Raw genomic sequence first — 20,861 nt, forward strand, 5'->3', positions numbered from 1 at the left:
TTCCGGCAGCTTCCTGTCCCTGCGGCCCCATGGCCCCGCCATGGCCCTTGCGCTTATGCGTGCCGCGCGCCATCACTCGCGCCATGAACGACACCACACATCGCCTGGACATGGTCCTGCTCGCGCGCGGGCTGGTCGCCTCGCGGGCCAAGGCGCGCGACGCGGTCCTGCGCGGCCATGTCCGCGTCGACGGCGTCCTGGCCACCAAGCCGGCCGCGACGATCCGGCCGAATGCCACGCTTGAAATCGACGACCCGGCGCAGCGCTACGTCTCGCGCGCCGCGTTGAAGCTCGTCGCCGGGCTGGACCATTTCGGCTACGATCCGACCGGCCGCACGGCGATCGATCTCGGCGCCTCGACCGGCGGCTTCACGGAGGTTCTGCTGGAGCGGGGCGCGCGCCACGTGCATGCGCTCGATGTCGGCCATGGCCAGCTGCATCCGCGCGTCGCCAGCCGCTCACGCGTGACCATGCGCGAAGGCCTCAATGTCCGCGACCTGACAGCCGACGACATCGGTGAACCGTTCGACGCCATCGTCTGCGACGTCTCCTTCATTTCGCTCCGCCTCGCCCTGCCGCCGGCGCTTGAACTGGCGGAGCCGGGCAGCTGGGCCGTGCTTCTGGTCAAGCCGCAGTTCGAGGTCGGCAAGGACGGCATCGGCAAGGGCGGCCTTGTTCGCGACGCCAGCGAAGGCGAAGCCTCCGTCGGGCGCATCGTCGACTGGATCGCCGCGGAGCCGGGCTGGGTCGTCGACGGCCTCGTCCCCTCCCCGATCGCCGGCGGCGACGGCAACCACGAATTCCTGCTCGGCATTAGGAAAGACAAGCCCCATGGCTGAGACCCTCACCATCACCTCCCTCGGCCACGAGGGCGACGGCATCGCCGAGACCGCTTCGGGCCAGAAGGTCTTCGTGCCCTTCACGCTGCCGGGAGAGGTCGTCACGGCCGAGGTCGAGGGCGAGCGCGGCCATCTCGTCTCGATCGTCACCCCCAGCCCGGACCGGATCGAGCCGGCCTGCCGGCATTTCGGCACCTGCGGCGGCTGCGCGCTGCAGCACTGGGCGCCGGAAAAGTACCAGGCCTGGAAGCGCGATCTCGTCGTCCATGCCTTCGCCCAGCGCGGCATCGAGACGGACGTCGATCCGGTCGTGCCGGTCGGACCGCATTCGCGCCGCCGCGCCGTGTTCACGCTGGCGCGCGACGACAAGGGGATCGTGCTCGGCTTCAACAAGCGCGAGAGCCACGACGTGCTCGCGATCGAGGAGTGCCCGCTGCTGGTGCCCGAGATCGAGACTCGGCGCGACAAGCTCGCGGCGCTGGCCAATCGCCTGGTCGACCAGGGCAAGCGCGCCCGCATGACGGTGGTTTCGACCGATACCGGTCTCGACGTTTCGCTCGAGGGCGCCCGCAAGCCGGGGCGCGCCGACTATGAAGCGCTCGGACGGGCCGCCGTCGACGGCGCGATCTGCCGGCTGACGGTGGATGGCGCCGAGATCGTCATGAGCCGTGTTCCGGAACTCCGCAACGACCCGATCGTGCTCTATCCGAGCGCCGGCGGCTTCCTGCAGGCGACCGCCTCCTCGGAACTCGCAATGGCGGATCTGGTCGACGCGGCGATCGGCAAGTCCAGCGGACCGGTGCTGGATCTCTTCTCCGGCATTGGAACCTTCACGCTCAAGCTGGCGCGCCGGTTCCCGGTTCTCGCCGTCGAGGGCGAGGACACGCTCCTGAAGGCGCTCGACCGCTCGATGCGCTTCTCGAAGGGGATCCGGGCGATCACCATGCGGCGGCGCGACCTCTTCCTCAATCCGATGGCGCCGGTCGAGCTCAAGCCGTTCAAGGCGGTCGTGTTCGATCCGCCACGCGCCGGCGCCAAGGCGCAGGCCGAAACGCTGGCCAAATCCGACGTGCCGAAGATCGTCGGCGTCTCGTGCAACCCGGCGACGCTGGCGCGCGACGCCCGCATCCTGATCGACGGCGGCTACAAGCTGACCCGCGTGACGCCGGTCGACCAGTTCCTGTGGTCGGGCCACATCGAGGTGGTGGCGACCTTCGAGCTCGCCCGCAAGGGCACGGGCCCGACACGGCGCGTCCGCCTGAGCTGACGGCAGGGCCGAAGGCGTGAATACAGAAATGGCGGCCATCGGCCGCCATTTTTCGTGATCGGGTCGGGATCGGCGCGGCTCAGGCCGCGACCAGTTCCTTGCGGCCGGCCTTCAGCGTCGCGCCGACCTTGGCGATGCGGTTCAGCATCAGGTTGGCGGAATCGGTAAAGCTCTCCGGCGGCGTGAAAGCGGCGTCCTGGCGATACTGCGCGAAGAACGGGATGTTGACCTCGCCCGCCACCACGAGGCCGAGCGCGGCGGCGACCGGCTTCAGGAGCTGCACCGCGCGGGTGCTGCCCGAGACGCCGCCATAGCTGACGAAGCCGAGCGGCTTGTCGGCCCATTCGTGCGACAGGTAGTCCATGGCGTTCTTGATCGAGGCCGGGAAGCCGTGATTGTACTCCGGCAGCACGAAGACGAAGGCGTCGGCGTCGTCGAAATAACCGCCCTTCGGCGCCTCGGCGAACAGAGCCATAGCCGTCTTGAGCATCTCGGGCGGAATATTGCGGACCGAGGCCTGATGCGCCTCGATCGACTGCCAGCGCTCGATCACCAGGAAGCGGTCCCGCTCGGCCCGGTCGCGCAACACCTCGCAGGATATCGCCCCTTCGGAGCCGAGGATAGCCGAACGGACCGCGACAAGAAAATCCGCCAGCGTGCTGCCCTCGCCTTCGGCGGCGCGGAACTCGCCGATGCGCGTGACGCTCATGCGAATCTCCTGCGGCAGCCTTCCCGACGTCGCCGCGGCCGCGCCCGGCCGATATCAGCCGTTCTGGGCGCGGTGGCGCAGATAGTGGTCGGCGACGGCGCAAGCGACCATCGCCTCGCCGATCGGCACGGCGCGAATGCCGACGCAGGGATCGTGACGGCCCTTGGTCATGACATCGACCTCCTCGCCCTTGGCGGTGATCGAGCGGCGCGTCGTCAGGATCGACGAGGTCGGCTTGACGGCGAAGCGCGCGACGATCGGCTGGCCGGTCGAGATGCCGCCAAGAATGCCGCCGGCATGGTTGGAGAGGAACAGCGGCTTGCCGTCATTGCCGATGCGCATCTCGTCGGCGTTCTCCTCGCCGGTCAGCGCGGCGGCATCGAAGCCCTCGCCGATCTCGACGCCCTTGACGGCGTTGATCGACATCAGAAGGCTGGCGATATCCTGGTCGAGCTTGGCGTAGATCGGCGCGCCGAGGCCGACCGGCACGCCCTCGGCGACGATCTCGATCACCGCGCCGGTCGACGAGCCCGCCTTGCGGATGCCGTCGAGATATTCCTCCCACACCTTGGCCGTCTCGGCGTCGGGGCAGAAGAACGGATTCTGGTCGACCTCGTTCCAGTTCCAGCGCGCGCGATCGATCTTGTGCGGACCGATCTGCACCAGCGCGCCGCGCACGCTCATGCCCGGCACGATCTTGCGGGCGATGGCGCCGGCGGCGACGCGGGCCGCCGTCTCGCGCGCCGAGGAACGGCCGCCGCCGCGATAGTCGCGGATGCCGTATTTGGCGTCATAGGTGAAATCGGCATGGCCGGGACGATAGCGATCCTTGATGTCGCCATAGTCCTTGGAGCGCTGGTCGACATTCTGGATCTCGAGCGCGATCGGCGTGCCGGTGGTGAGCAGCGTGCCGTCTTCCTGCGGCATGACGCCGGACAGGATGCGGACCTCGTCCGGCTCGCGGCGCTGCGTGGTGAAGCGCGAGGTGCCCGGCTTGCGCTTGTCCAGCCAGGCCTGGATCTCCGGCTCGGAGATCGGAATGCGCGGCGGGCAGCCATCGACGACCGCGCCGAGGGCGGGGCCGTGGCTCTCGCCCCAGGTGGTGACGCGGAACAGATGACCAAAGGTATTGTGCGACATGGGCGAAGGCGCTCCCGAAGTTTGGCCCCGGTTCTAGAAAGACCGCGCCCCGGCGTCAAACACCGGCTGCCGGCGGGGGGACAAATCTCTCAGGCGCGGCAGGCTACAGCCCCCTTCGGAACAATAACTTGAACTGATCGTAAGCTTTGCTATTATCAGCAACAGCGATCTTCATTTCGATCGATCCGAGGGCCGAGCGGGCGTACCCTACCGACCTCCGCGCCAACAAGGCCCTTCGAGAACGGCGTCCGGCACCCCTCCGGACGCCGTTATCGTTTCAACGATCGGCCGACCGCCCGGTCGCCCGCCCCCTACCCCTATGGCCGCCGCACAATCACGGATCAGCCCTCGCCAACGAGTCGGCCGAGGCGCGGTCACGTCGATTCAGGCGCGCTCCGGCCGCCACCTGCGACAGCGGATCCGCCGCCCCGGCAGGGCGCCACCCGATTTGATGAGCCTTGTAAATAATAAGCGCAGCATTTTATTGAACAGTCACATGAAAAAGAGTGAACAATGATATTGTTCATGAGTAAGAAATTCCAATCAATCACCGATATTTGGGCATAAAATAGAACGAATTGGCCAAAAATCGAATTGCTGTGCATCGATTGGGTTTGTCGAGCCCCCGTTCGCAAAAAAGCAGCATCTTGAAGGCCGAGGGCGGGGTGACCAAATTCAGCTCATCGGAAGCGGGCAATGAAGCGAACCAACCCCGTGGTTCGGACCGCCCCGAAGAATGTGTCGAACCCCATTCGACCAGGAGAAGAACAAGATGCGCAACCTTATCCTTGCCGCTACCTCTGTCGCCTTTCTCGCCTCCGGCGCCGCCGCCATCGCGGCCGAGCAGACCGAAGGCACGGTGATCAGCGTCAACGCCTCGAACGGCACGTTGACCCTGCAGGACGGCCAGACCTTCAATTTCGCCAACGGCGCCCAGCTGCTCGGCATCCTGCCGGGCCAGACGGTCGGCGTCTCGCATCAGGGCTCGGAAGGCCTCGGCGCGTTCAACCCGAACCCCGCCAACGACTGATCCGCCCGGGAGCCCGCTCCCGCCCGGACCGACAGTGCTTCGAGACAGCGTCCGGCAGGCCGGCCCCTCTCTCAGCACCCCAAGCCCAGTCCCGCCTGAATCCCCCCGGCAGGCGGCGGGAATCGCCCTCCCGAGAACGGGCGCCGCATGTTGAACATGCGCCGAACAGGAGAATACGAAATGCGTAACCTCATCCTCGCCGCCGCTTCGGCCGCCTTCCTCGCCTCCGGCGCCGCCGCCATCGCGGCCGAGCAGACCGAAGGCACCGTGATCAGCGTCAACGCCACGAGCGGCACGCTGACCCTGCAGGACGGACAGACCTTCAACTTCGCCAACGGCAAGCAGCTGCTCGGCATCCTGCCTGGCCAGACGGTCGGCGTCTCGCATCAGGGTTCGGAAGGCCTCGGCGCCTTCAATCCGAACCCCGCCAACGACTGATCGGCCCCAACCGATCTTCTTCCCTGACTGACCTCCGAAACGACGTCCGGCCCCCCTCCGGGCGTCGTTTTCATTTGGCGCATCACGCCCGGACAGGAAGGTGACAGACGGCCGAAGGCCCGCCGCGGCGCGCGCAGCGATCCCGTTCGGAACTGCGATGGATGGAAAAGTGCCGGCTCAGAGCCAGCGGGCGGTGCCGTTCCAGACGAAGATCCGGTCCTGCGGCACATCGAGATTGGGCGTCGTATCGCTGTCGAGACCGAGCAGCAGACCGCGCAGCACGCGGCAGACGCCGCCATGCGAGACGACGACCGTGTCGCGCTCGAGGCGGGACAGCCAGCCCTCGATCCGGATGGAGAGCATCTGGTAGCTCTCGCCGAGCGGCGGCACGAAGCCCCATTTGTCGCCTTCGCGCGCGGTGACCTGGTCGGGCCAGCGCGCCTCGAGCTCCGGCGCGGTATAGCCCTCCCAATTGCCGAAGGTGATCTCCTTCAGGATCGGGTCGAGGCGATAGGCGGAGGGGTCGAGCCCCATGGCCCCGCGCGCGATTTCCATCGTCTGGCGGGTGCGCTCGAGCGGGCTGGCGACGAAGTCGAAGGCCGCGGCCTCCGGCATGCGCCCGATCAGCACGCGTCCGTTGCGCTGCGCCTGCAGGCGGCCGCGCGCGTTCAGCGGAATGTCGCGCTGCCCCTGGAACCGCCCCTCGGCGTTCCAGTCGGTCTCGCCATGCCGGATGAAGACGATGATCGGCATTGCGAACTCCGCAGGCCCGGGTCAGGAGATCAGTGGCGGGGGTCGTGCGGAAGCGCCGGTGATCGGCGCTCCGGAAGCCGGAAAGGCGCCCCGGAACGGGGCGCCTGCCGACTAGTCCTTGATGACGGAGATGTCGGGCGCGTCGACGGCCTTCATGCCGACGACGTGATAGCCCGAATCGACGTGATGCACCTCGCCGGTGACGGCGCGCGACAGGTCCGACAGGAAATAGACGCCGGAATCCCCGACCTCTTCCGTCGTCACCGTCCGCCGCAGCGGCGCGTTGTACTCGTTCCACTTCAGGATGTAGCGGAAATCGCCGATGCCCGAAGCGGCCAGCGTCTTGATCGGACCGGCGGAGATCGCGTTGACACGGATGTTCTTCGGCCCGAGGTCGACGGCGAGATACTGCACGCTCGCCTCGAGCGCGGCCTTGGCGACGCCCATGACGTTGTAGTTCGGCATCACCTTCTCGGCGCCGTAATAGGTCAGCGTCAGCACCGAGCCGCCATCCGTCATCAGCTTCTCGGCGCGCTGGGTCACGGCCGTCAGCGAATAGACGGAGATCAGCATCGTCTTGCTGAAGTTGCCCTCGGTCGTGTCGACATAGCGGCCGGTCAGTTCGTCCTTGTCGGAGAAGCCGATGGCATGCACGAGGAAATCGAGCTTGCCCCACTGCTTCTCGACCTCGGCAAAGACCGCGTCAATCGAGGCCGCGTCGGTGACGTCGCAATGGCCGACGACCAGCGCGTTCAGTTCGGCCGCGAGCGGCTCAACGCGCTTCTTCAGCGCATCGCCCTGATAGGTAAAGGCCAGTTCGGCGCCGTGGTCGTGGGCAGCCTTGGCAATTCCCCAGGCGATGGACCGGTTGTTCGCGACACCCAGCACGAGCCCGCGCTTACCCTTCAACAAACCGCCTGCTTCGATCATGCCTATTTTTCCCTCTTCGTAGCGTCCGGAGGCGCGTTTCCTATCGCACAGCCCCCCTTGCGCTTCAAGCTGAAGCCACCCGTCGTACATCACACTCGGTGTAAGGCTGTTGCGAAGGGCCGCCCGCCCCCTCGTCGCCGCCACCGCCCGCGCCCCGAGGAAAGTATAGGCACGGTATTTCCGCAAGCAGCATTCCGTCCCAAACTTAACCATCCGGCCGTCTGCCGAAGGGGAAAGCTTCCGAAAGCCGACCCGATATGCGATCAGTCAAGGTGAATATCCGGAATGGAGGGCTCCAGCGTGGCGCCAAGCATGAAAGAAAAGACCTGGTTCGGGACCGGCAACTATGCGCGCCTCGCGGCGGCGGCCCTGCTCACCTGGTCGACGACGATCCAGCCGGTTCTGGCCGAGACGCTGATGGCGTCGACCCGCCTCGCCCAGGCGGACGCCCCCGCGGCGCCTGCGACACCGGCCCCGGATGCGCCGAAGCCGGCGTTGCCGGACAAGGTTCCCGGCGCCGCCGAGGCGACCTCGGCCGCGGCCGACAACGCCGCCGACGCGGACCTCTACACGGTCTCCGACCTCGAGTTCCTGCTCGGCCCGATCGCGCTCTATCCCGATCCGCTGCTGTCGCTGGTGCTGACCGCCAGCACCATGCCGGACCAGCTGGAGAAGGCAGACCGCTGGCTGCTCGACAATCCGAAGGCCGTCGAGGCGAATGACTTCGCCGACGCGGAGAAGATCGGCCTCGACGCCACCATCGTGGCGCTGATGCGCTTCCCCGATGTCATCGAGCTGCTCGTCGACCACCCGGAATGGACCGAATCGCTCGGCTTCGCCTTCGACCAGCAGCCGGAAGACATCGCGACCGTCATCCAGCTGCTCCGCGCCCAGGCCGAGAAGCTCGGCAACTTGAAGACGACACCACAGCAGGTGGTCACGGTCGTGCAGGAGACGCCGAGCGCGCCGCGCGTCATCTCGATCGCGCCGGCCCAGCCGGAGCGGATCTACGTCCCGGTCTACAATTCGTCCGATGTCTTCACCACGGCCGCCACCGGTGCGCTGATCTTCGGCACGGCCGTGCTGGTCGGCTCGGCCTGGAACAACCGCTGGGGCTGGAACAACCGCGGCTGGAACAATGTCTGGGTGCATCACCACTGGCATGGCAGCCCCGGCTGGCGTCCGCGCCCGCCGCATCGTCCGCGTCCGCCGGGCGCCTGGAATCCGGATCGCCCCGGCCGCCCGGATGGCAATCGCCCCGGCAGGCCCGATGGCAACCGCCCCGGTCGGCCCGACGGCAACCGTCCCGGCGACGGCAATCGTCCCGGCCGGCCTGGCGACAGCAACCGGCCGAGCCGCCCCGGTGACGGCAACCGGCCGAACCGGCCCGGCGACAACCGCCCGACGCGTCCCGGCGAAGGCGACCGTCCGAACCGGCCGAACCGCCCCGGCGAGAATCGTCCGGGCCGGCCGGACGACGGCAATCGTCCCGGCGTGACCCGACCCGGCGACTCGAACCGCCCCGGCAGGCCCGAACGCCCGAATGCGCGGCCTGAACGGCCCGGCTCGGAATCGTCGCGGCCGAATCGTCCGCAGCGTCCCGACAATGCCCGTCCGGGCCGTCCGGAAACCCGTCCGGGCGCCGAGGGCCGTCCCAATCGTCCGAGCCGTCCCGAGGGCTCACGCCCGAGCCGTCCGGAGACGCGTCCCGGCGCCGAAGGTCGACCCAATCGTCCGAACCGGCCGGAGACGACGCGGCCGAGCCGTCCCGACAATGCGCGCCCGCAGCAGCGGCCCTCGCAGAACGCCCGCCCGCAGCAGCGCCCGTCGCAGAACGCCCGGCCCCAGCAGCGGCCCTCGCAGAATGCCCGTCCGCAGCAGCGGCCGTCGCAGAACGCACGGCCCCAGCAGCGGCCGTCGCAGAACGCGCGTCCGCAGCAGCAGCGGCGCCAGAATGCGCGGCCGCAGCAGAATGCCCGGCCGCAGCAGCAGCGCGCCCGGCAGAACAACCAGAACCGCAACCGGCAGCAGCAGAACCGCAACCGCAACTGCCGGCCGGGTCAGAACAACTGCCGCTGACGACCCCGGCGATGGCGCAGTCGCGCCATCGCCATCTCGCCCGAAATCGCCTACAAGCGGCGACATTCAATCAGGGAAGGGTCGAGCGCAACGACGCTCTCAGGGGGACCGTCCCGTGCACGCCGGCCTGCCAAAAGCAGGCCGGCGTCATTTTCGGCGCCGCGATTGAGGCTTCCGGCGGCGCGTCGAAGGCGCGTATCCTGACCGGGTCAGCAAGGACCGAATCCCGCCATCATGCCCCATAGCCGCCCCACGCCAGACCTCCTCGCCCGCTTCGCCGCGCTCGTCGGTCCCGGCCATGCGCTGACCGATCCGGAAGCGACCCAGCCCTACCGGATGGAGTGGCGCGACAAATATCTCGGCGAGACGCCGCTGGTGCTGCGGCCGGGCTCCACCGCCGAGGTGTCGGCCATCCTCGCGCTCGCCAACGAGACCGGCACCGCGATCGTGCCGCAAAGCGGCAATACCGGGCTCGTCGGCGGACAAGTGCCGGATTCGAGTGGCACGGAGATCGTGCTGTCGCTCGACCGCATGACTCGGATCCGCTCCGTCGACGCGGACGGCTATTCGATGACGGTCGAGGCCGGCGTCATCCTGGCGGACGCGCAGGTCGCGGCCGAGGCTGTCGACCGGCTGTTCCCGCTCTCGCTGGGTTCGGAAGGCTCCTGCCGCATCGGCGGCAACATCTCGACCAATGCCGGCGGCACCGCCGTGCTCGCCTATGGCAACATGCGTGACCTCGTGCTCGGGCTCGAGGTGGTGCTCGCGGACGGGCGGATCTGGGAAGGCCTCGGGGCGCTGCGCAAGGACAATACCGGCTACGACCTGAAGCAGCTCTTCATCGGCGGCGAAGGCACGCTCGGGATTATCACCGCCGCCGTACTGAAGCTCTATCCGCGTCCGAAGGGCCAGGCGGTCGCGTTTGCCGCGCTCGCCGATCCGGAATCAGCGCTTGCCCTCTTCAACCTGGCGCGCGACCGCGCCGGCCACGACCTGACCGGCTTCGAGCTGATGCCGCGCATCGGCGTCGACTTCGTGCTCCGCCACATCCCCGGCGCCCGCGAGCCGGTGGCGAACCCGGCGCCCTGGTACGCGCTGATGGAAATCTCGTCCGGCCATTCCGACGAGGCGGCGACGAGCGCGATCGAGGACATCCTCGGCACGGCATTCGAGCGCGGCACGATACTCGACGCCTCGATCGCCCAGTCGCTCGCCGAGCGCAACGCCTTCTGGCGCATGCGGCACGGCATGTCGGAGGCGCAGAAGCCGGAAGGCGGCTCGATCAAGCACGACGTCTCGGTGCCGGTCGCGAGCGTGCCCGCCTTCCTCAAGGAGGCGATCGCCGCCGTCGAGGCGCTGGTGCCCGGCTGCCGGCCGGTGCCGTTCGGCCATCTCGGCGACGGCAACATCCATTTCAACGTCTCGCAGCCGGTCGGCGCCGACAAGGAAGCCTATCTCGCCGGCTGGGACGCGATGAACGCGCTCGTGCACGGCATCGTCGCCCGCTATCACGGCTCGATCTCGGCCGAGCACGGCATCGGCCGGCTGAAGCGCGACCTTCTCCCCGACGCCAAGGGGCCGGTGGCGATCGACATGATGCGCTCGATCAAGCTGGCGCTCGACCCGAACGGCATTTTGAACCCCGGCAAGATGCTGCGGCTCTGAGGCGGACCTCGTCCGCTCCACCCTCGCCGTCATCCCGGGCCTGACCGGGGATCCATTCAGCCGGGTTCGTAATCGCATCATACCCCCTCGGCGCAGCTGAAGGGATCCCCGCCTTCGCGGGGATAACGACCATGCGTTGTTGCGCGCCTCGTGCACGTTCCGAGTCTCCCGCGCTCGTGCCTCACCACAAACCGCGGGACGCCGCCATCGCGTCGCCGGCTGCCTTATTTGAGCAAGTTTTCGTCAACCGTCTTCGATGACCAGCCGCTAACCCTGTCCGCGATCGGACGGGCGTTAACCATGTCTCTTAAGCTCTGGACGGCCATCCGCGTGGCATTGTCGCTTCAACAGAGAGCGGGCCCGGTCAAGCGGGCCAGCCCCTTAAGGTCCTGTTAACCGGACCGAAACGTGGCAGCGATGGAGTAGACGACGATGGCAAACGGCATGGCTCAGGCACACGGCAACGATCTGCGCGTCGATCCCTTCACCCTCCCCGTCCGCTACCAGGCCACCCTCGCCGGTCCGGCCTCGGCGACCACGCCTGCCGTCTATCTCGACCGCGAGCAGGCAATCATCAAGCGCCGCCTCGGCGGCATCCCGACCACGCTCTCCACCCCGGTCAGCGCATTCCGCGGCGTCGCCGTCCGCATGACCGGCGATCCCGTCACCGGCGCGGTCCGCACCGTCGTCGAGCTGATGCACCGCGATCCCGCCATGTCGCTGCCGCTGGTCGTGGTCGAGGATCTCGGCGACGGCGAGGATGTCGCCGCCGACTGGCAGGCCTGGGGCCGCGCGCTCGGCCTGCCGCTGCTGATCGTCGACGCCGACGGCACCGTGCGCGCGCCGCTCGAGCAACTCGGCTCGCTCGCCGTCGGCGAGGCCAAGGCCCGCCGCGCGCCGTCGTCGCTGACCGGCCGCCGGCCGCGCTTCCTGAAGCGCCGCAAGACCGGCTTCAACACCGAGGGCGGCACGGTCTCCGGCCGCGAGATCATCGCCCGCGACTGAGCAGCAGGTTCTAGTCCTCGAACAAGACCAGGCTCGCCGGCGACGGCGGCATCGGCCGCACGCTGACGCCGGAGAAGCCGGCGTCCCGCGCCATCATCCCGAGTTCCTTCGCCGTATAGGCGTCGCCGCGCTGCGTCGTCGCCAGCATCATCATGGCGAAGGCCGCCGGCCAGGGCGGCGAGACGCGATTCTCCTCCGGCACGAACTCGACCGCGATCACCCGACCGCCCGGCGCCAGGCTCGCCCGCGCCTTGCGCAGCAGCAGCACGCAGGTCTCGTGGTCGAAATGGTGCAGGAAGTTCGGAAACAGCACCAGATCGTAGTCTCGCCCCCAATCGAGATCGAAGGCGCTTCCGGCCAGCGTCGCGTAGCGATCCGCGATCCCGGCCGCCGCCGCGTTGCGCGAGGCCAGTTCCAGCACCGCCGCCCAGTCGAGCGCCACGATCGAGGCTCCGGGGACGGCGCGCGCCACCGAAATTCCGAAGAAGCCGTGACCGGCGGCGATGTCGAGCACCTTGCGCGGCGGGTTCGGCCAGGTCGCGACCTCGGCCGCCAGCCCGTCGGCGCTGCCGATCACCAGCGGCACCATCGCCTCGGCGAACTTGATCCAGATCGGATTCTCCGGCGCCATGTTAGCAAGGCCGAGCGAGCCGCCCTGACGGACATAGGCGACGGGATTGTCGAGCCAGAGCGCCATCATCTCGGGCGAGGCGAGAAAGTCGACGATGCTGCCCATGTAGCCGGGCGAGCGCTTGTCGAGAAAGACGGCGCTGGACGGGCTCAGCGCGTAGCCGTCGCCCTGCTTCTCCAGGAAGCCCTTCACCACGAGATAGTCGCAGAGGATGCGCAGGCCCCGCTCGGAGGCGCCGGTCCGCACTACGAGGGCGGCGGGCGTCGCGGCGCCCTCGCCGAGGAGCGTGAAGAGATCAAGCGTCAGCGCCGCCTTCATCGCGGCGGTATCGCGAAAGCCGAGGACGGCGTCGATGAACGGCGCGGGATTGATTTCGGAAACGGCGGCAAGTGCTTCGGTCGACATCTGCGGGCGCTCCCCAAAACGGTGTTGCGGTTCCAATCTCCATGCGAAGGCGGGATGGCGCGGCAAGGCTCGGCCGCGCCGAATTAGCGCGCCCGGTCGAGGCTTTCGGCAAGTGACGTGTTCGTGAGGCCGGGTCAGGCCAGCGCGTCGAGCACCAGCCCCGCGAAGAGGACCAGTCCGGCACCGCGGTTCGACTTGAACAGGCGGAGCGCCAAAGCCTCGTCGTCGAGTCGCACATTGGCGACCTGCCAGGCGAGATGCGCGGCCATCAGCGCCAGTCCGAGCCAGGCGATCCAGCCGATGCCGGCAACCGCGAAGGCGGCGATCCAGAACAGCGCCGCGCCGGCATAGAGCAGGCCCACCATCTCGCGGGCGCGGGCGCCGAACAGCCGCGCCGTCGAGCGCACGCCCATGATCTTGTCGTCCTCGATGTCCTGCAGCGCATAGATCGTGTCGTAGCCGATCGTCCACAGCACGCAGCCGGCATAGAGCAGCACCGGCGCGAGCGCCAGGCTGCCGAACACCGCCGACCAGCCCATCAGCGCGCCCCAGGAGAAGGCCAGCCCGAGCACGAATTGCGGCCAGTCGGTGACCCGCTTCATGAACGGATAGGCCGCCACGACGACGAGCGAGCTGACGCCGAGCACGATCGAGAAAAGGTTGAACGACAGGAGCACGACGAGGCCGACCAGCGCCTGCAGCAGCAGGAAGATCTTGGCGTTGCGGACGTTGACCTGGCCGCTCGGGATCGGCCGCGAGCGCGTGCGCGCGACGCCGGCGTCGAGGTTGCGATCGACGATGTCGTTATAGGTGCAGCCGGCGCCGCGCATGGCGACCGCGCCGACGAAGAACAGCACGAGATGGCCGATGTTCGGCAGCGTGGCGCCCGCGACGTTGCTGGCGAGCGCGGCGGCCCACCAGCACGGCAAGAGCAGCAGCCACCAGCCGATCGGACGATCCCAGCGGGCGAGCCGCGCATAGGGACGCAGCCAGGGCGGCGCGAAATGATCGACCCAATTGCCCCGGTCGGCGTCGGCGACGGTTCCATGGTTCAGGCTCATCGGGGATCTTCCGCTTCGGTCGTGGGACGCCCCTACATACACCCGATCGACGCGCGCGCCACGCGACGACTTGATGCAACTGGGATAGGCTCGCGACATGAACCCGCGCGCCTTCACCATCGATGCCGTCGAAACCGGACGCGACCTCGACGACGCGGTCGCGCTGATCCGCGCCTATGCCGCGGCGCTGCCGATCGACCTCGCCTACCAGGATTTCGAGGCCGAGATCGCCACCATGCCCGGCAAATACGCGCCGCCGACAGGAGCGCTGCTGCTGGCGCGCGCCCGCGACGGCGCCGCGCTCGGCTGCGTCGGCCTGCGCCCGCTTGCGGATCCCGGCGACTGCGAGATGAAACGGCTCTATGTCGCGCCGGCGGGACGCGGGCTCGGCGTCGGTCGCGCGCTGGTGACCGCCGTCGTCGCGGCGGCGCGGCAGGCCGGCTACCAGCGCCTGCTGCTCGACACGCCGCCGAGCATGGCCGCGGCAATGGCGCTCTACGAGGAAGCCGGATTCGCCACCATCCCGGCCTATTACGACACGCCGGTCGCCGGCACGCGCTTCATGGCGCTGGCGCTCGGCTGAACTCAGAAGGCGTGCTTGTAGCCGAAGGCGGCGTTGACCTTGTCGCCCTCGAGCCCCTCGCCGGTATCCTTCCAGCTATAGCCGAGATTGACGGAGACGGAGTTCGCCGCGTCGATCGCATAGGTCAGGCCGGTGCCGGCCTTGGGCGTGATCCAGGTGGCGTCGATGGCGTCGCGATAGCGCAGGTTGAAGACGTTCCACGTCCACTTGTCCGAAAGCTTCCAGTCCCCGGCGAGATAGATAGCGTAGTAGAAGGCGTCGGAATCCGGCACGTCGTCGATCGTGATGCCGGTCGCGTCCCAGGTATAGCCGAGCGCCACCGAAGGGGTCAGCGAGAAGCGCTCGAAGCGGAAGCGATAGCCGAGCGAACCCTCGCCGTAATACTGGTACTTGTCGGACGGCTTGAAGGCGCTCTGGATGTAGCCGCCGAGGATCCAGTTGTTGTCGAAGCTGTGCGACAGGCTGAGCTTCAGCGTGTTGTCGGCCCAGTCGCCCGCCTCATGGCTCGACGTGTCGCGGGCATAGTATTCCGGGCTGAATTCGAGCCCGATCGAGGTGGCGCGCCGCGCGGAGGCCGGTTCGGCCGACGGGACGGCCATGTCCAGATCCCCGGCGGTTGCCACATCGGGACCGATCATGCAGAGCCCTGCCAGGAGCAGGGCGAGGCCGTGCTTCATGTCGCTACTCCCGTTTGGATCCCCGCGCCGATCGCCAGCGCCCCCGGGGCCGCCGCCCTCGCGAAATCGACTCGCTGCCGTAGCGTCTTCCTCGGCATGATGCCGGATCGGCGGGCGGCGCGCATCAGGGCAAATCTCCTCGCCGGCGCGCGCCACGCGACGATCCGGATTCGACAAGTCCGCCCCTGCTTGCTAAGCGCCGCGCACGGGATTCAACGACGGGCAGCTGGCATGACCGAGACGCGCATCAACATTCTCCTGATCGGATCGGGCGGTCGCGAGCATTCGCTGGCCTGGGCACTGCGGAAATCGCCCCGGCTCGGCCAGCTCTACGCGGCGCCCGGCAATCCCGGCATCGCCACGCTCGCCGACATCGTCCGGCTCGATCCGTTCGATCATCACGCCGTCATCGATTTCTGCCGCCACAACATGATCGACCTCGTCGTCGTCGGGCCCGAGGCGCCGCTCGTCGCCGGCCTCGCCGACGCGCTCGAGGCCGCCGGCATCAAGATCTTCGGCCCGAGCCGCGAAGCCTCGCGCCTCGAAGGCTCGAAGGGCTACACCAAGGATCTCTGCGCCGAGGCGGACATCCCGACCGCCGCCTACCAGCGCTTCACCGAAGCCGCGCCGGCAAAGGCCTACGCCACCGCCATGGGCGCGCCGATCGTCGTCAAGGCGGACGGCATCGCCGCCGGCAAGGGCGTCGTCGTGGCGGAGACGTTGGACGAGGCGCATGCCGCGATCGACGCCTGCTTCGACGGCGCCTTCGGCTCGGCCGGCGCCGAGGTCGTGGTGGAAGAGTGCCTGATCGGCGAGGAAGCAAGCTTCTTCGCCGTCTGCGACGGCGTCGACGCCGTGCCGCTCGCCACCGCCCAGGACCACAAGCGCGTCGGCGACGGCGACACCGGCCCGAACACCGGCGGCATGGGCGCCTACTCGCCCGCCCCGGTCATGACCGACGCGATGATCGAGCGGACGATGGCCGAGATCATCCGCCCGACCATGAAGGCGATGGCGGCGCGCGGCGCCCCGTTCAAGGGCGTGCTGTTCGCCGGCCTGATGATCACCGCCAAGGGCCCCGAGCTGATCGAATACAATGTTCGCTTCGGCGATCCGGAATGCCAGGTGCTGATGATGCGGCTGGAAAGCGACCTGCTCGAGCTGCTGTTCGCAGCCGCCGAGGGCAAGCTCGCCGGAATCGAGACACGCTGGCGGCCGGAAGCGGCGCTGACCGTCGTCATGGCCGCCAAGGGCTATCCCGGCGACTATGCCAAGGGTACGCCGATCTCCGGCGTCGAGGCCGCCAACGCGCTGCCCGACACACAGGTGTTCCAGGCCGGCACGGCGATGGTCGACGGCCGGCTGGTCGCCAATGGCGGCCGCGTGCTCAACGTCACCGCGCTCGGCGGCACGGTCGCCGAGGCGCAGCAGCGCGCCTATCAGGCGGTCGACACCATCGACTGGCCGGACGGCTTCGCCCGGCGCGACATCGGCTGGCGCGCCGTCTGAGCCGGCCGCCCCCTCCATTTCGAGTTCAAGGGACAAAAAATGACCGACGACATCATCGTGCGCGACAGCAATGGCAGCCCGCTCGCCGATGGCGATTCCGTGACGCTGATCAAGGACCTCAAGGTCAAGGGCACGTCCGAGACGCTGAAGCGCGGCACGCTGGTGAAGAACATCCGCCTGACCGGCGACCCCGACACCTTCGAGTGCAACACCAAGCAGGTGAAGGGCCTCGTGCTGCGGGCCGAGTTCGTCAAGAAGGCCTGAGGCCGCTCAGAAGACGATCCGGATCGTGTTGATCACTCCGGCAGCGTGTCCTTGTAGATCAGGCCATCCTTCATGATGACGACGAGATTGGTCTCGGGATCCTCGATCAGGGCGAGGTTCTCGAGCGGGTCGCCATCGACCAGCAGCAGGTCGGCCAGCGCCCCTTCCTCGACCCGACCCAGCTTGCCGGGATAGGGGTTGATGAAGCCGGACAGGGCCAGCAGCTCGGCGTTGTCCGAAGTCGCCATCTTCAGCGCCTCGGCCGGCGTGTACCATTTCTGCAGCTTCACCAGCTGCCGGCCCTGCTGGCTCGCGATGCGCGCGTCGAACAGCGCGTCGGAGCCGAACGCCGTCTTGATGCCGTACTTCTTGGCGAGCCGATAGGCATTGTCGGTGCCGGCGAAGACCTGGTGCGCCCGCTCCATCGAATCCGGGCTCAGCGCCGGGATGTCGTCGTCGTCGAGCAGCGGCTGGATCGAGAGCCAGACGCCCTTCTCGGCCAGGAGCTTCGCCGTCTCCTCGTCCATCAGCTGGCCATGGTCGATGCACTGCACGCCGGCATGGACGGCGCGCTGCATCGCCCTCGGCGTATAGGCGTGCACGGTGACATAGGTGCCCCAGTCGGCCGCTGCCTCGACGGCGGCGCGAAGCTCGGCGTCGGTGAACTGGATCGACTGGATCGGATTATGCGGCGGCGAGCTGACGCCGCCGCTCGCCATCAGCTTGATCTGGCTGGCGCTCTGCCGCAATTGCTCGCGCACCCTGAGCCGCACCTCGTCCGGGCTGTCGGCGATCGCCGCGATCCCCTCGCGTTCCGAGACGCTGAGCGGGCCACCCGGCTGGCGCGGCAGCTCGGAGCGCGAACGGAAATCGCCATGGCCGGAGGTCTGCGAGATGAAGGCGCCGGAGGGGTAGATGCGCGGGCCGGTCATCACGCCCTCGTCGATGGCGCGCTTCAGCCCGGTGACCGGGCCGCCGAGGTCGCGGATCGTGGTGAAGCCGCGCATCAGCGTCGCCTCGGCCTGCCGCGCCGCCAGCATGCTCAGATATTGCGGCTCCGCCGTCAGCAGCAGCCCCTGCGGCGTCGCCGCCATGAAGGCGTGCCAATGGGCGTCGATCAGGCCCGGCATCAGAACGCGCCCGCCGCCGGGAATCACCACCGTGTCGTCGCCGGGCGCGACCTCGATCGGATCCGTCGCGATGCGCTCGATCCGGTTGCCGCGCACCAGCACGTTCGACGGCGGCGACAGCGCCGCGCCGCGGCCGTCGAAGATGCGGACATTCTCGAACAGGGTGACGGTGTCGCCGGCCGGGGCGCTCGCGGCGGCCGGTTCGGCGCTCGCCGCGGCGGCCAGGTCGAAATCATGCGCCCGCGCCACATGCGGCGCCATCGCCGCCAGGACGCCTCCCGCGACGAAGCCCGCGAGGCGCCGCAGCCATCGGGTTGCCGGGCGCGGCGAGCGTCGATGTCCGATGTCGTCCATCGCCTGTGCGTGCAGGGTCTGTACGTGCATGGCCTGTGCCTCCCGTGTCCTTGCGCCGTCGATCGACTATGCACCCATGCCGGCGGGGCGGAAACCGCCCGTGCGCGGATCGTCGCGGCCGGCCGCCGATCCCGCCGCTCCGCTTCCCTCGCAGGGCCGAATCCGGCAGGATCGCCGGCCAACAGCCAGATTGATCGCCATGCCCGTCGTCCGCCGCCTCTCCGAAGACATGATCAACCGCATCGCCGCCGGCGAGGTGGTCGAGCGGCCGGCGAGCGTCGTCAAGGAACTGGTCGAAAACGCCATCGACGCCGGCGCGAAGCGGGTCGAGATCGTCACGGCCGGCGGCGGCGCGTCGCTGATCCGCGTCAGCGACGACGGTGGCGGCATGACGCGCGACGACCTCGCCCTCGCCATCGACCGGCACTGCACCTCGAAGCTGGCCGACGACCTGCTCGACATCCGAACGCTCGGCTTCCGCGGCGAGGCGCTGGCCTCGATCGGCGCCGTGGCGCGGCTTTCGATCGCCTCGCGCCATGCCAGCGAGCCGCATGCCTGGGAGATCGTCGTCGAGGGCGGGCTGGTGCATCCGCCGCGCCCCGCCGGCCTCTCGTCGGGAACGCGGGTCGAGGTGACCGACCTGTTCTTCTCCACGCCGGCCCGGCTCAAGTTCCTGAAGGGCGAGCGGGCCGAGGCCACTGCCGTCACCGACATCGTCAAGCGCCTCGCCATGGCGCATCCCGAGGTCCGCTTCGCATTGACCGGCAGCGATCGCAGCGCGCTCGACTACCCCGTCGCGCATGGCGACGATCCCTTCGTCGAGCGGCTCGGCCAGATCCTCGGCCAGGGTTTCGTCGACAACGCGATCGCGATCGAGGCCGAGCGCGAGGGCATCCGCCTCTCGGGCTATGCCGGTCTGCCGACCTTCAACCGCGGCAACGGCCTGCACCAGTTCCTGTTCGTCAACGGCCGGCCGGTGCGCGACAAGCTTCTGCTCGGCGCGCTGCGCGCCGGCTATGCCGACGTGATGTCGCGGGATCGCCACCCGGTCGCGGCTCTGCGCATCGAGCTCGAGCCGCATGGCGTCGACGTCAACGTGCATCCGGCGAAGTCCGATGTCCGCTTCCGCGATCCCGGCCTGGTGCGCGGGCTGATCGTCGGCGCGCTGCGCAACGCCATCCACCAGGCCGGCCACCGCTCGGCGACGACCGGCGGCAGCGCCACGCTGGCCGCGTTCCGCACCGGCGCACCGCCAACGGCGCCCGCCTGGCGCCCGGCCGCTCCGTCCATGTTCTCCGGCAGCGGTGCCGGCGCGACGCCCGTTTCCTTCGCGGCATGGCAAAACAACCCGGCGCCGGCCCAGCCGGCCTATGCCCGGACGGCCGCCTTCGCCGAGCCGGCGCAGCCGGCCTTCGCGGCGGTCAACATCCCGTCCGCCGATGCCCGCGCCAACATTCCGGCCGAGATCGACCTGTCCGACCGGCCGCTCGGCGCGGCGCGGGCGCAGCTGCACGAAAACTACATCATCGCGCAGACCACCAACGGCCTCGTCATCGTCGACCAGCACGCCGCGCATGAGCGCCTCGTCTATGAGCGGATGAAGACGGCGCTGGCGCGATCCGGCGTCGCCCGGCAGATCCTGCTGATCCCGGACGTCATCGACCTGCCGGAGGACGATGTCGGCCGCCTGCTGAAGCGGGCCGACGAATTCGCCGAGCTCGGCCTCGTCATCGAGGGTTTCGGCCCCGGCGCCGTCGCCGTGCGCGAGACGCCGGCGCTGCTCGGCGAGCTCGACACGCGGGCGCTGCTCGTCAACCTCGCCGACGACCTCGCCGAGTGGGACGACACGACGAGGCTGCGCGAGAAGCTCGACCACGTCGCCGCGACGATGGCCTGCCACGGCTCGGTGCGCTCCGGCCGGCGGCTGCGGCCGGAAGAGATGGATGCGCTGCTGCGCGAGATGGAAGCCACCCCCGGCTCTGGCCAGTGCAACCACGGCCGCCCGACCTATGTCGAGCTGAAGCTTTCCGACATCGAGCGCCTGTTCGGGCGAAGGTAAGGGGCTTACCTTCATCCCTTCCTGTGAGGACCCGTGCACAACACCGTCGTCAACATGCCGAGGAGCCCCGCAGGGGCGTCTCGAAGCACGCAGGGCGTCATGCAATCGATGAACGGCCCCTAAACCGTGCGTCCTTCGAGACGGCTTGCATCGCAAGCCTCCGCAGTGTCCGGCCTGGAATGCAGGGGACGCTCTTCTTTCACCTCTCCCTCAGGGAGAGGTGAAGAGCAACGCGATCGAGGAGACATCGCACTCGCTTTCTGCATTGCGGGCCAGACACTCAGGATGTTGGAAACAGAGCGCTGCATGGACTGCTGTTTGAAGCTGCGCAAA

At 68.6% G+C, this 20,861-nt stretch carries 19 protein-coding genes; 11 read left to right on the top strand and 8 right to left on the bottom strand.

What is annotated here, in order from left to right; genetic code table 11:
- Positions 1–83 precede the first annotated feature (83 nt).
- Both G539_RS0114150 and G539_RS24850 read left to right on the top strand, forming a co-directional pair.
- Positions 84–839, top strand: a complete 756-nt coding sequence (locus G539_RS0114150) for a TlyA family RNA methyltransferase (protein WP_029075779.1) — start codon at positions 84–86, stop codon at positions 837–839.
- A complete protein-coding gene (locus G539_RS24850) occupies positions 832–2,106 on the top strand; it encodes a class I SAM-dependent RNA methyltransferase (RefSeq protein WP_051231390.1) in 1,275 nt (424 codons plus the stop codon). The genes G539_RS0114150 and G539_RS24850 overlap by 8 nt, the downstream gene beginning before the upstream one ends.
- A gap of 79 nt (positions 2,107–2,185) precedes the next feature.
- Here the strand turns inward: G539_RS24850 and G539_RS24855 are convergent, their stop codons facing one another.
- Together G539_RS24855 and aroC are read right to left on the bottom strand one after the other, a co-directional pair.
- A complete protein-coding gene (locus G539_RS24855) occupies positions 2,186–2,815 on the bottom strand; it encodes an NAD(P)H-dependent oxidoreductase (RefSeq protein ID WP_210162822.1) in 630 nt (209 codons plus the stop codon).
- A gap of 54 nt (positions 2,816–2,869) precedes the next feature.
- The gene (aroC, locus tag G539_RS0114165; RefSeq protein ID WP_029075780.1) at positions 2,870–3,955 is read right to left on the bottom strand and encodes a chorismate synthase; all 1,086 of its coding nucleotides are present in this window, start codon (positions 3,953–3,955) and stop codon (positions 2,870–2,872) included.
- Positions 3,956–4,727: 772 nt separating this feature from the next.
- Here aroC and G539_RS0114170 point away from each other — a divergent pair.
- Together G539_RS0114170 and G539_RS0114175 are read left to right on the top strand one after the other, a co-directional pair.
- Complete coding sequence (locus G539_RS0114170) at positions 4,728–4,985, top strand: DUF1344 domain-containing protein (protein WP_029075781.1); 258 nt, start codon at positions 4,728–4,730, stop codon at positions 4,983–4,985.
- 180 nt (positions 4,986–5,165) lie between these two features.
- Positions 5,166–5,423 carry a DUF1344 domain-containing protein gene (locus G539_RS0114175; protein ID WP_029075782.1) on the top strand — a complete coding sequence of 86 codons (258 nt, stop codon included), beginning with the start codon at positions 5,166–5,168 and terminating at the stop codon, positions 5,421–5,423.
- Positions 5,424–5,600: 177 nt separating this feature from the next.
- Here the strand turns inward: G539_RS0114175 and G539_RS0114180 are convergent, their stop codons facing one another.
- Complete coding sequence (locus G539_RS0114180) at positions 5,601–6,176, bottom strand: histidine phosphatase family protein (RefSeq protein ID WP_029075783.1); 576 nt, start codon at positions 6,174–6,176, stop codon at positions 5,601–5,603.
- 111 nt (positions 6,177–6,287) lie between these two features.
- Positions 6,288–7,106: an enoyl-ACP reductase FabI gene (gene fabI, locus G539_RS0114185; RefSeq protein WP_029075784.1), complete on the bottom strand. Its 819-nt coding sequence runs from the start codon at positions 7,104–7,106 to the stop codon at positions 6,288–6,290.
- 312 nt (positions 7,107–7,418) lie between these two features.
- Here fabI and G539_RS27680 point away from each other — a divergent pair, with 312 nt between their 5' ends.
- From G539_RS27680 to G539_RS0114200, 3 genes are all read left to right on the top strand, one after another.
- Positions 7,419–9,185, top strand: coding sequence for a DUF3300 domain-containing protein (locus G539_RS27680; protein ID WP_156911979.1), 1,767 nt, complete (start codon positions 7,419–7,421; stop codon positions 9,183–9,185).
- 234 nt (positions 9,186–9,419) lie between these two features.
- On the top strand, positions 9,420–10,850 hold the full coding sequence (locus G539_RS0114195) for an FAD-binding oxidoreductase (RefSeq protein WP_029075786.1): 1,431 nt from the start codon (positions 9,420–9,422) through the stop codon (positions 10,848–10,850).
- A gap of 444 nt (positions 10,851–11,294) precedes the next feature.
- Complete coding sequence (locus G539_RS0114200; protein WP_051231391.1) at positions 11,295–11,855, top strand: DUF6101 family protein; 561 nt, start codon at positions 11,295–11,297, stop codon at positions 11,853–11,855.
- A 10-nt stretch (positions 11,856–11,865) separates the two neighbouring features.
- On the opposite strand, the gene G539_RS0114205 is transcribed toward G539_RS0114200, so the two are convergent.
- Positions 11,866–12,891, bottom strand: coding sequence for a class I SAM-dependent methyltransferase (locus G539_RS0114205; RefSeq protein WP_029075788.1), 1,026 nt, complete (start codon positions 12,889–12,891; stop codon positions 11,866–11,868).
- A gap of 134 nt (positions 12,892–13,025) precedes the next feature.
- Positions 13,026–13,952, bottom strand: a complete 927-nt coding sequence (ubiA, locus tag G539_RS0114210; protein WP_029075789.1) for a 4-hydroxybenzoate octaprenyltransferase — start codon at positions 13,950–13,952, stop codon at positions 13,026–13,028.
- Between the two features lie 97 nt (positions 13,953–14,049).
- Here ubiA and G539_RS0114215 point away from each other — a divergent pair, with 97 nt between their 5' ends.
- Positions 14,050–14,535: a GNAT family N-acetyltransferase gene (locus G539_RS0114215; RefSeq protein ID WP_051231392.1), complete on the top strand. Its 486-nt coding sequence runs from the start codon at positions 14,050–14,052 to the stop codon at positions 14,533–14,535.
- A 2-nt stretch (positions 14,536–14,537) separates the two neighbouring features.
- On the opposite strand, the gene G539_RS0114220 is transcribed toward G539_RS0114215, so the two are convergent.
- Positions 14,538–15,212: a TonB-dependent receptor gene (locus G539_RS0114220; RefSeq protein ID WP_029075791.1), complete on the bottom strand. Its 675-nt coding sequence runs from the start codon at positions 15,210–15,212 to the stop codon at positions 14,538–14,540.
- Between the two features lie 246 nt (positions 15,213–15,458).
- Between G539_RS0114220 and purD the strand changes: the two genes are divergently transcribed.
- Positions 15,459–16,721: a phosphoribosylamine--glycine ligase gene (purD, locus tag G539_RS0114225; protein ID WP_029075792.1), complete on the top strand. Its 1,263-nt coding sequence runs from the start codon at positions 15,459–15,461 to the stop codon at positions 16,719–16,721.
- A gap of 39 nt (positions 16,722–16,760) precedes the next feature.
- On the top strand, positions 16,761–16,985 hold the full coding sequence (locus G539_RS0114230; RefSeq protein ID WP_029075793.1) for an alkylphosphonate utilization protein: 225 nt from the start codon (positions 16,761–16,763) through the stop codon (positions 16,983–16,985).
- 32 nt (positions 16,986–17,017) lie between these two features.
- On the opposite strand, the gene G539_RS0114235 is transcribed toward G539_RS0114230, so the two are convergent.
- The gene (locus tag G539_RS0114235) at positions 17,018–18,376 is read right to left on the bottom strand and encodes a metal-dependent hydrolase family protein (protein WP_051231758.1); all 1,359 of its coding nucleotides are present in this window, start codon (positions 18,374–18,376) and stop codon (positions 17,018–17,020) included.
- Positions 18,377–18,668: 292 nt separating this feature from the next.
- Here G539_RS0114235 and mutL point away from each other — a divergent pair, with 292 nt between their 5' ends.
- Positions 18,669–20,528, top strand: coding sequence for a DNA mismatch repair endonuclease MutL (gene mutL, locus G539_RS0114240; protein WP_029075795.1), 1,860 nt, complete (start codon positions 18,669–18,671; stop codon positions 20,526–20,528).
- Positions 20,529–20,861 lie beyond the last annotated feature (333 nt).

The sequence above is a fragment of the Kaistia adipata DSM 17808 genome (genome assembly GCF_000423225.1).
GTDB lineage: Bacteria > Pseudomonadota > Alphaproteobacteria > Rhizobiales > Kaistiaceae > Kaistia > Kaistia adipata.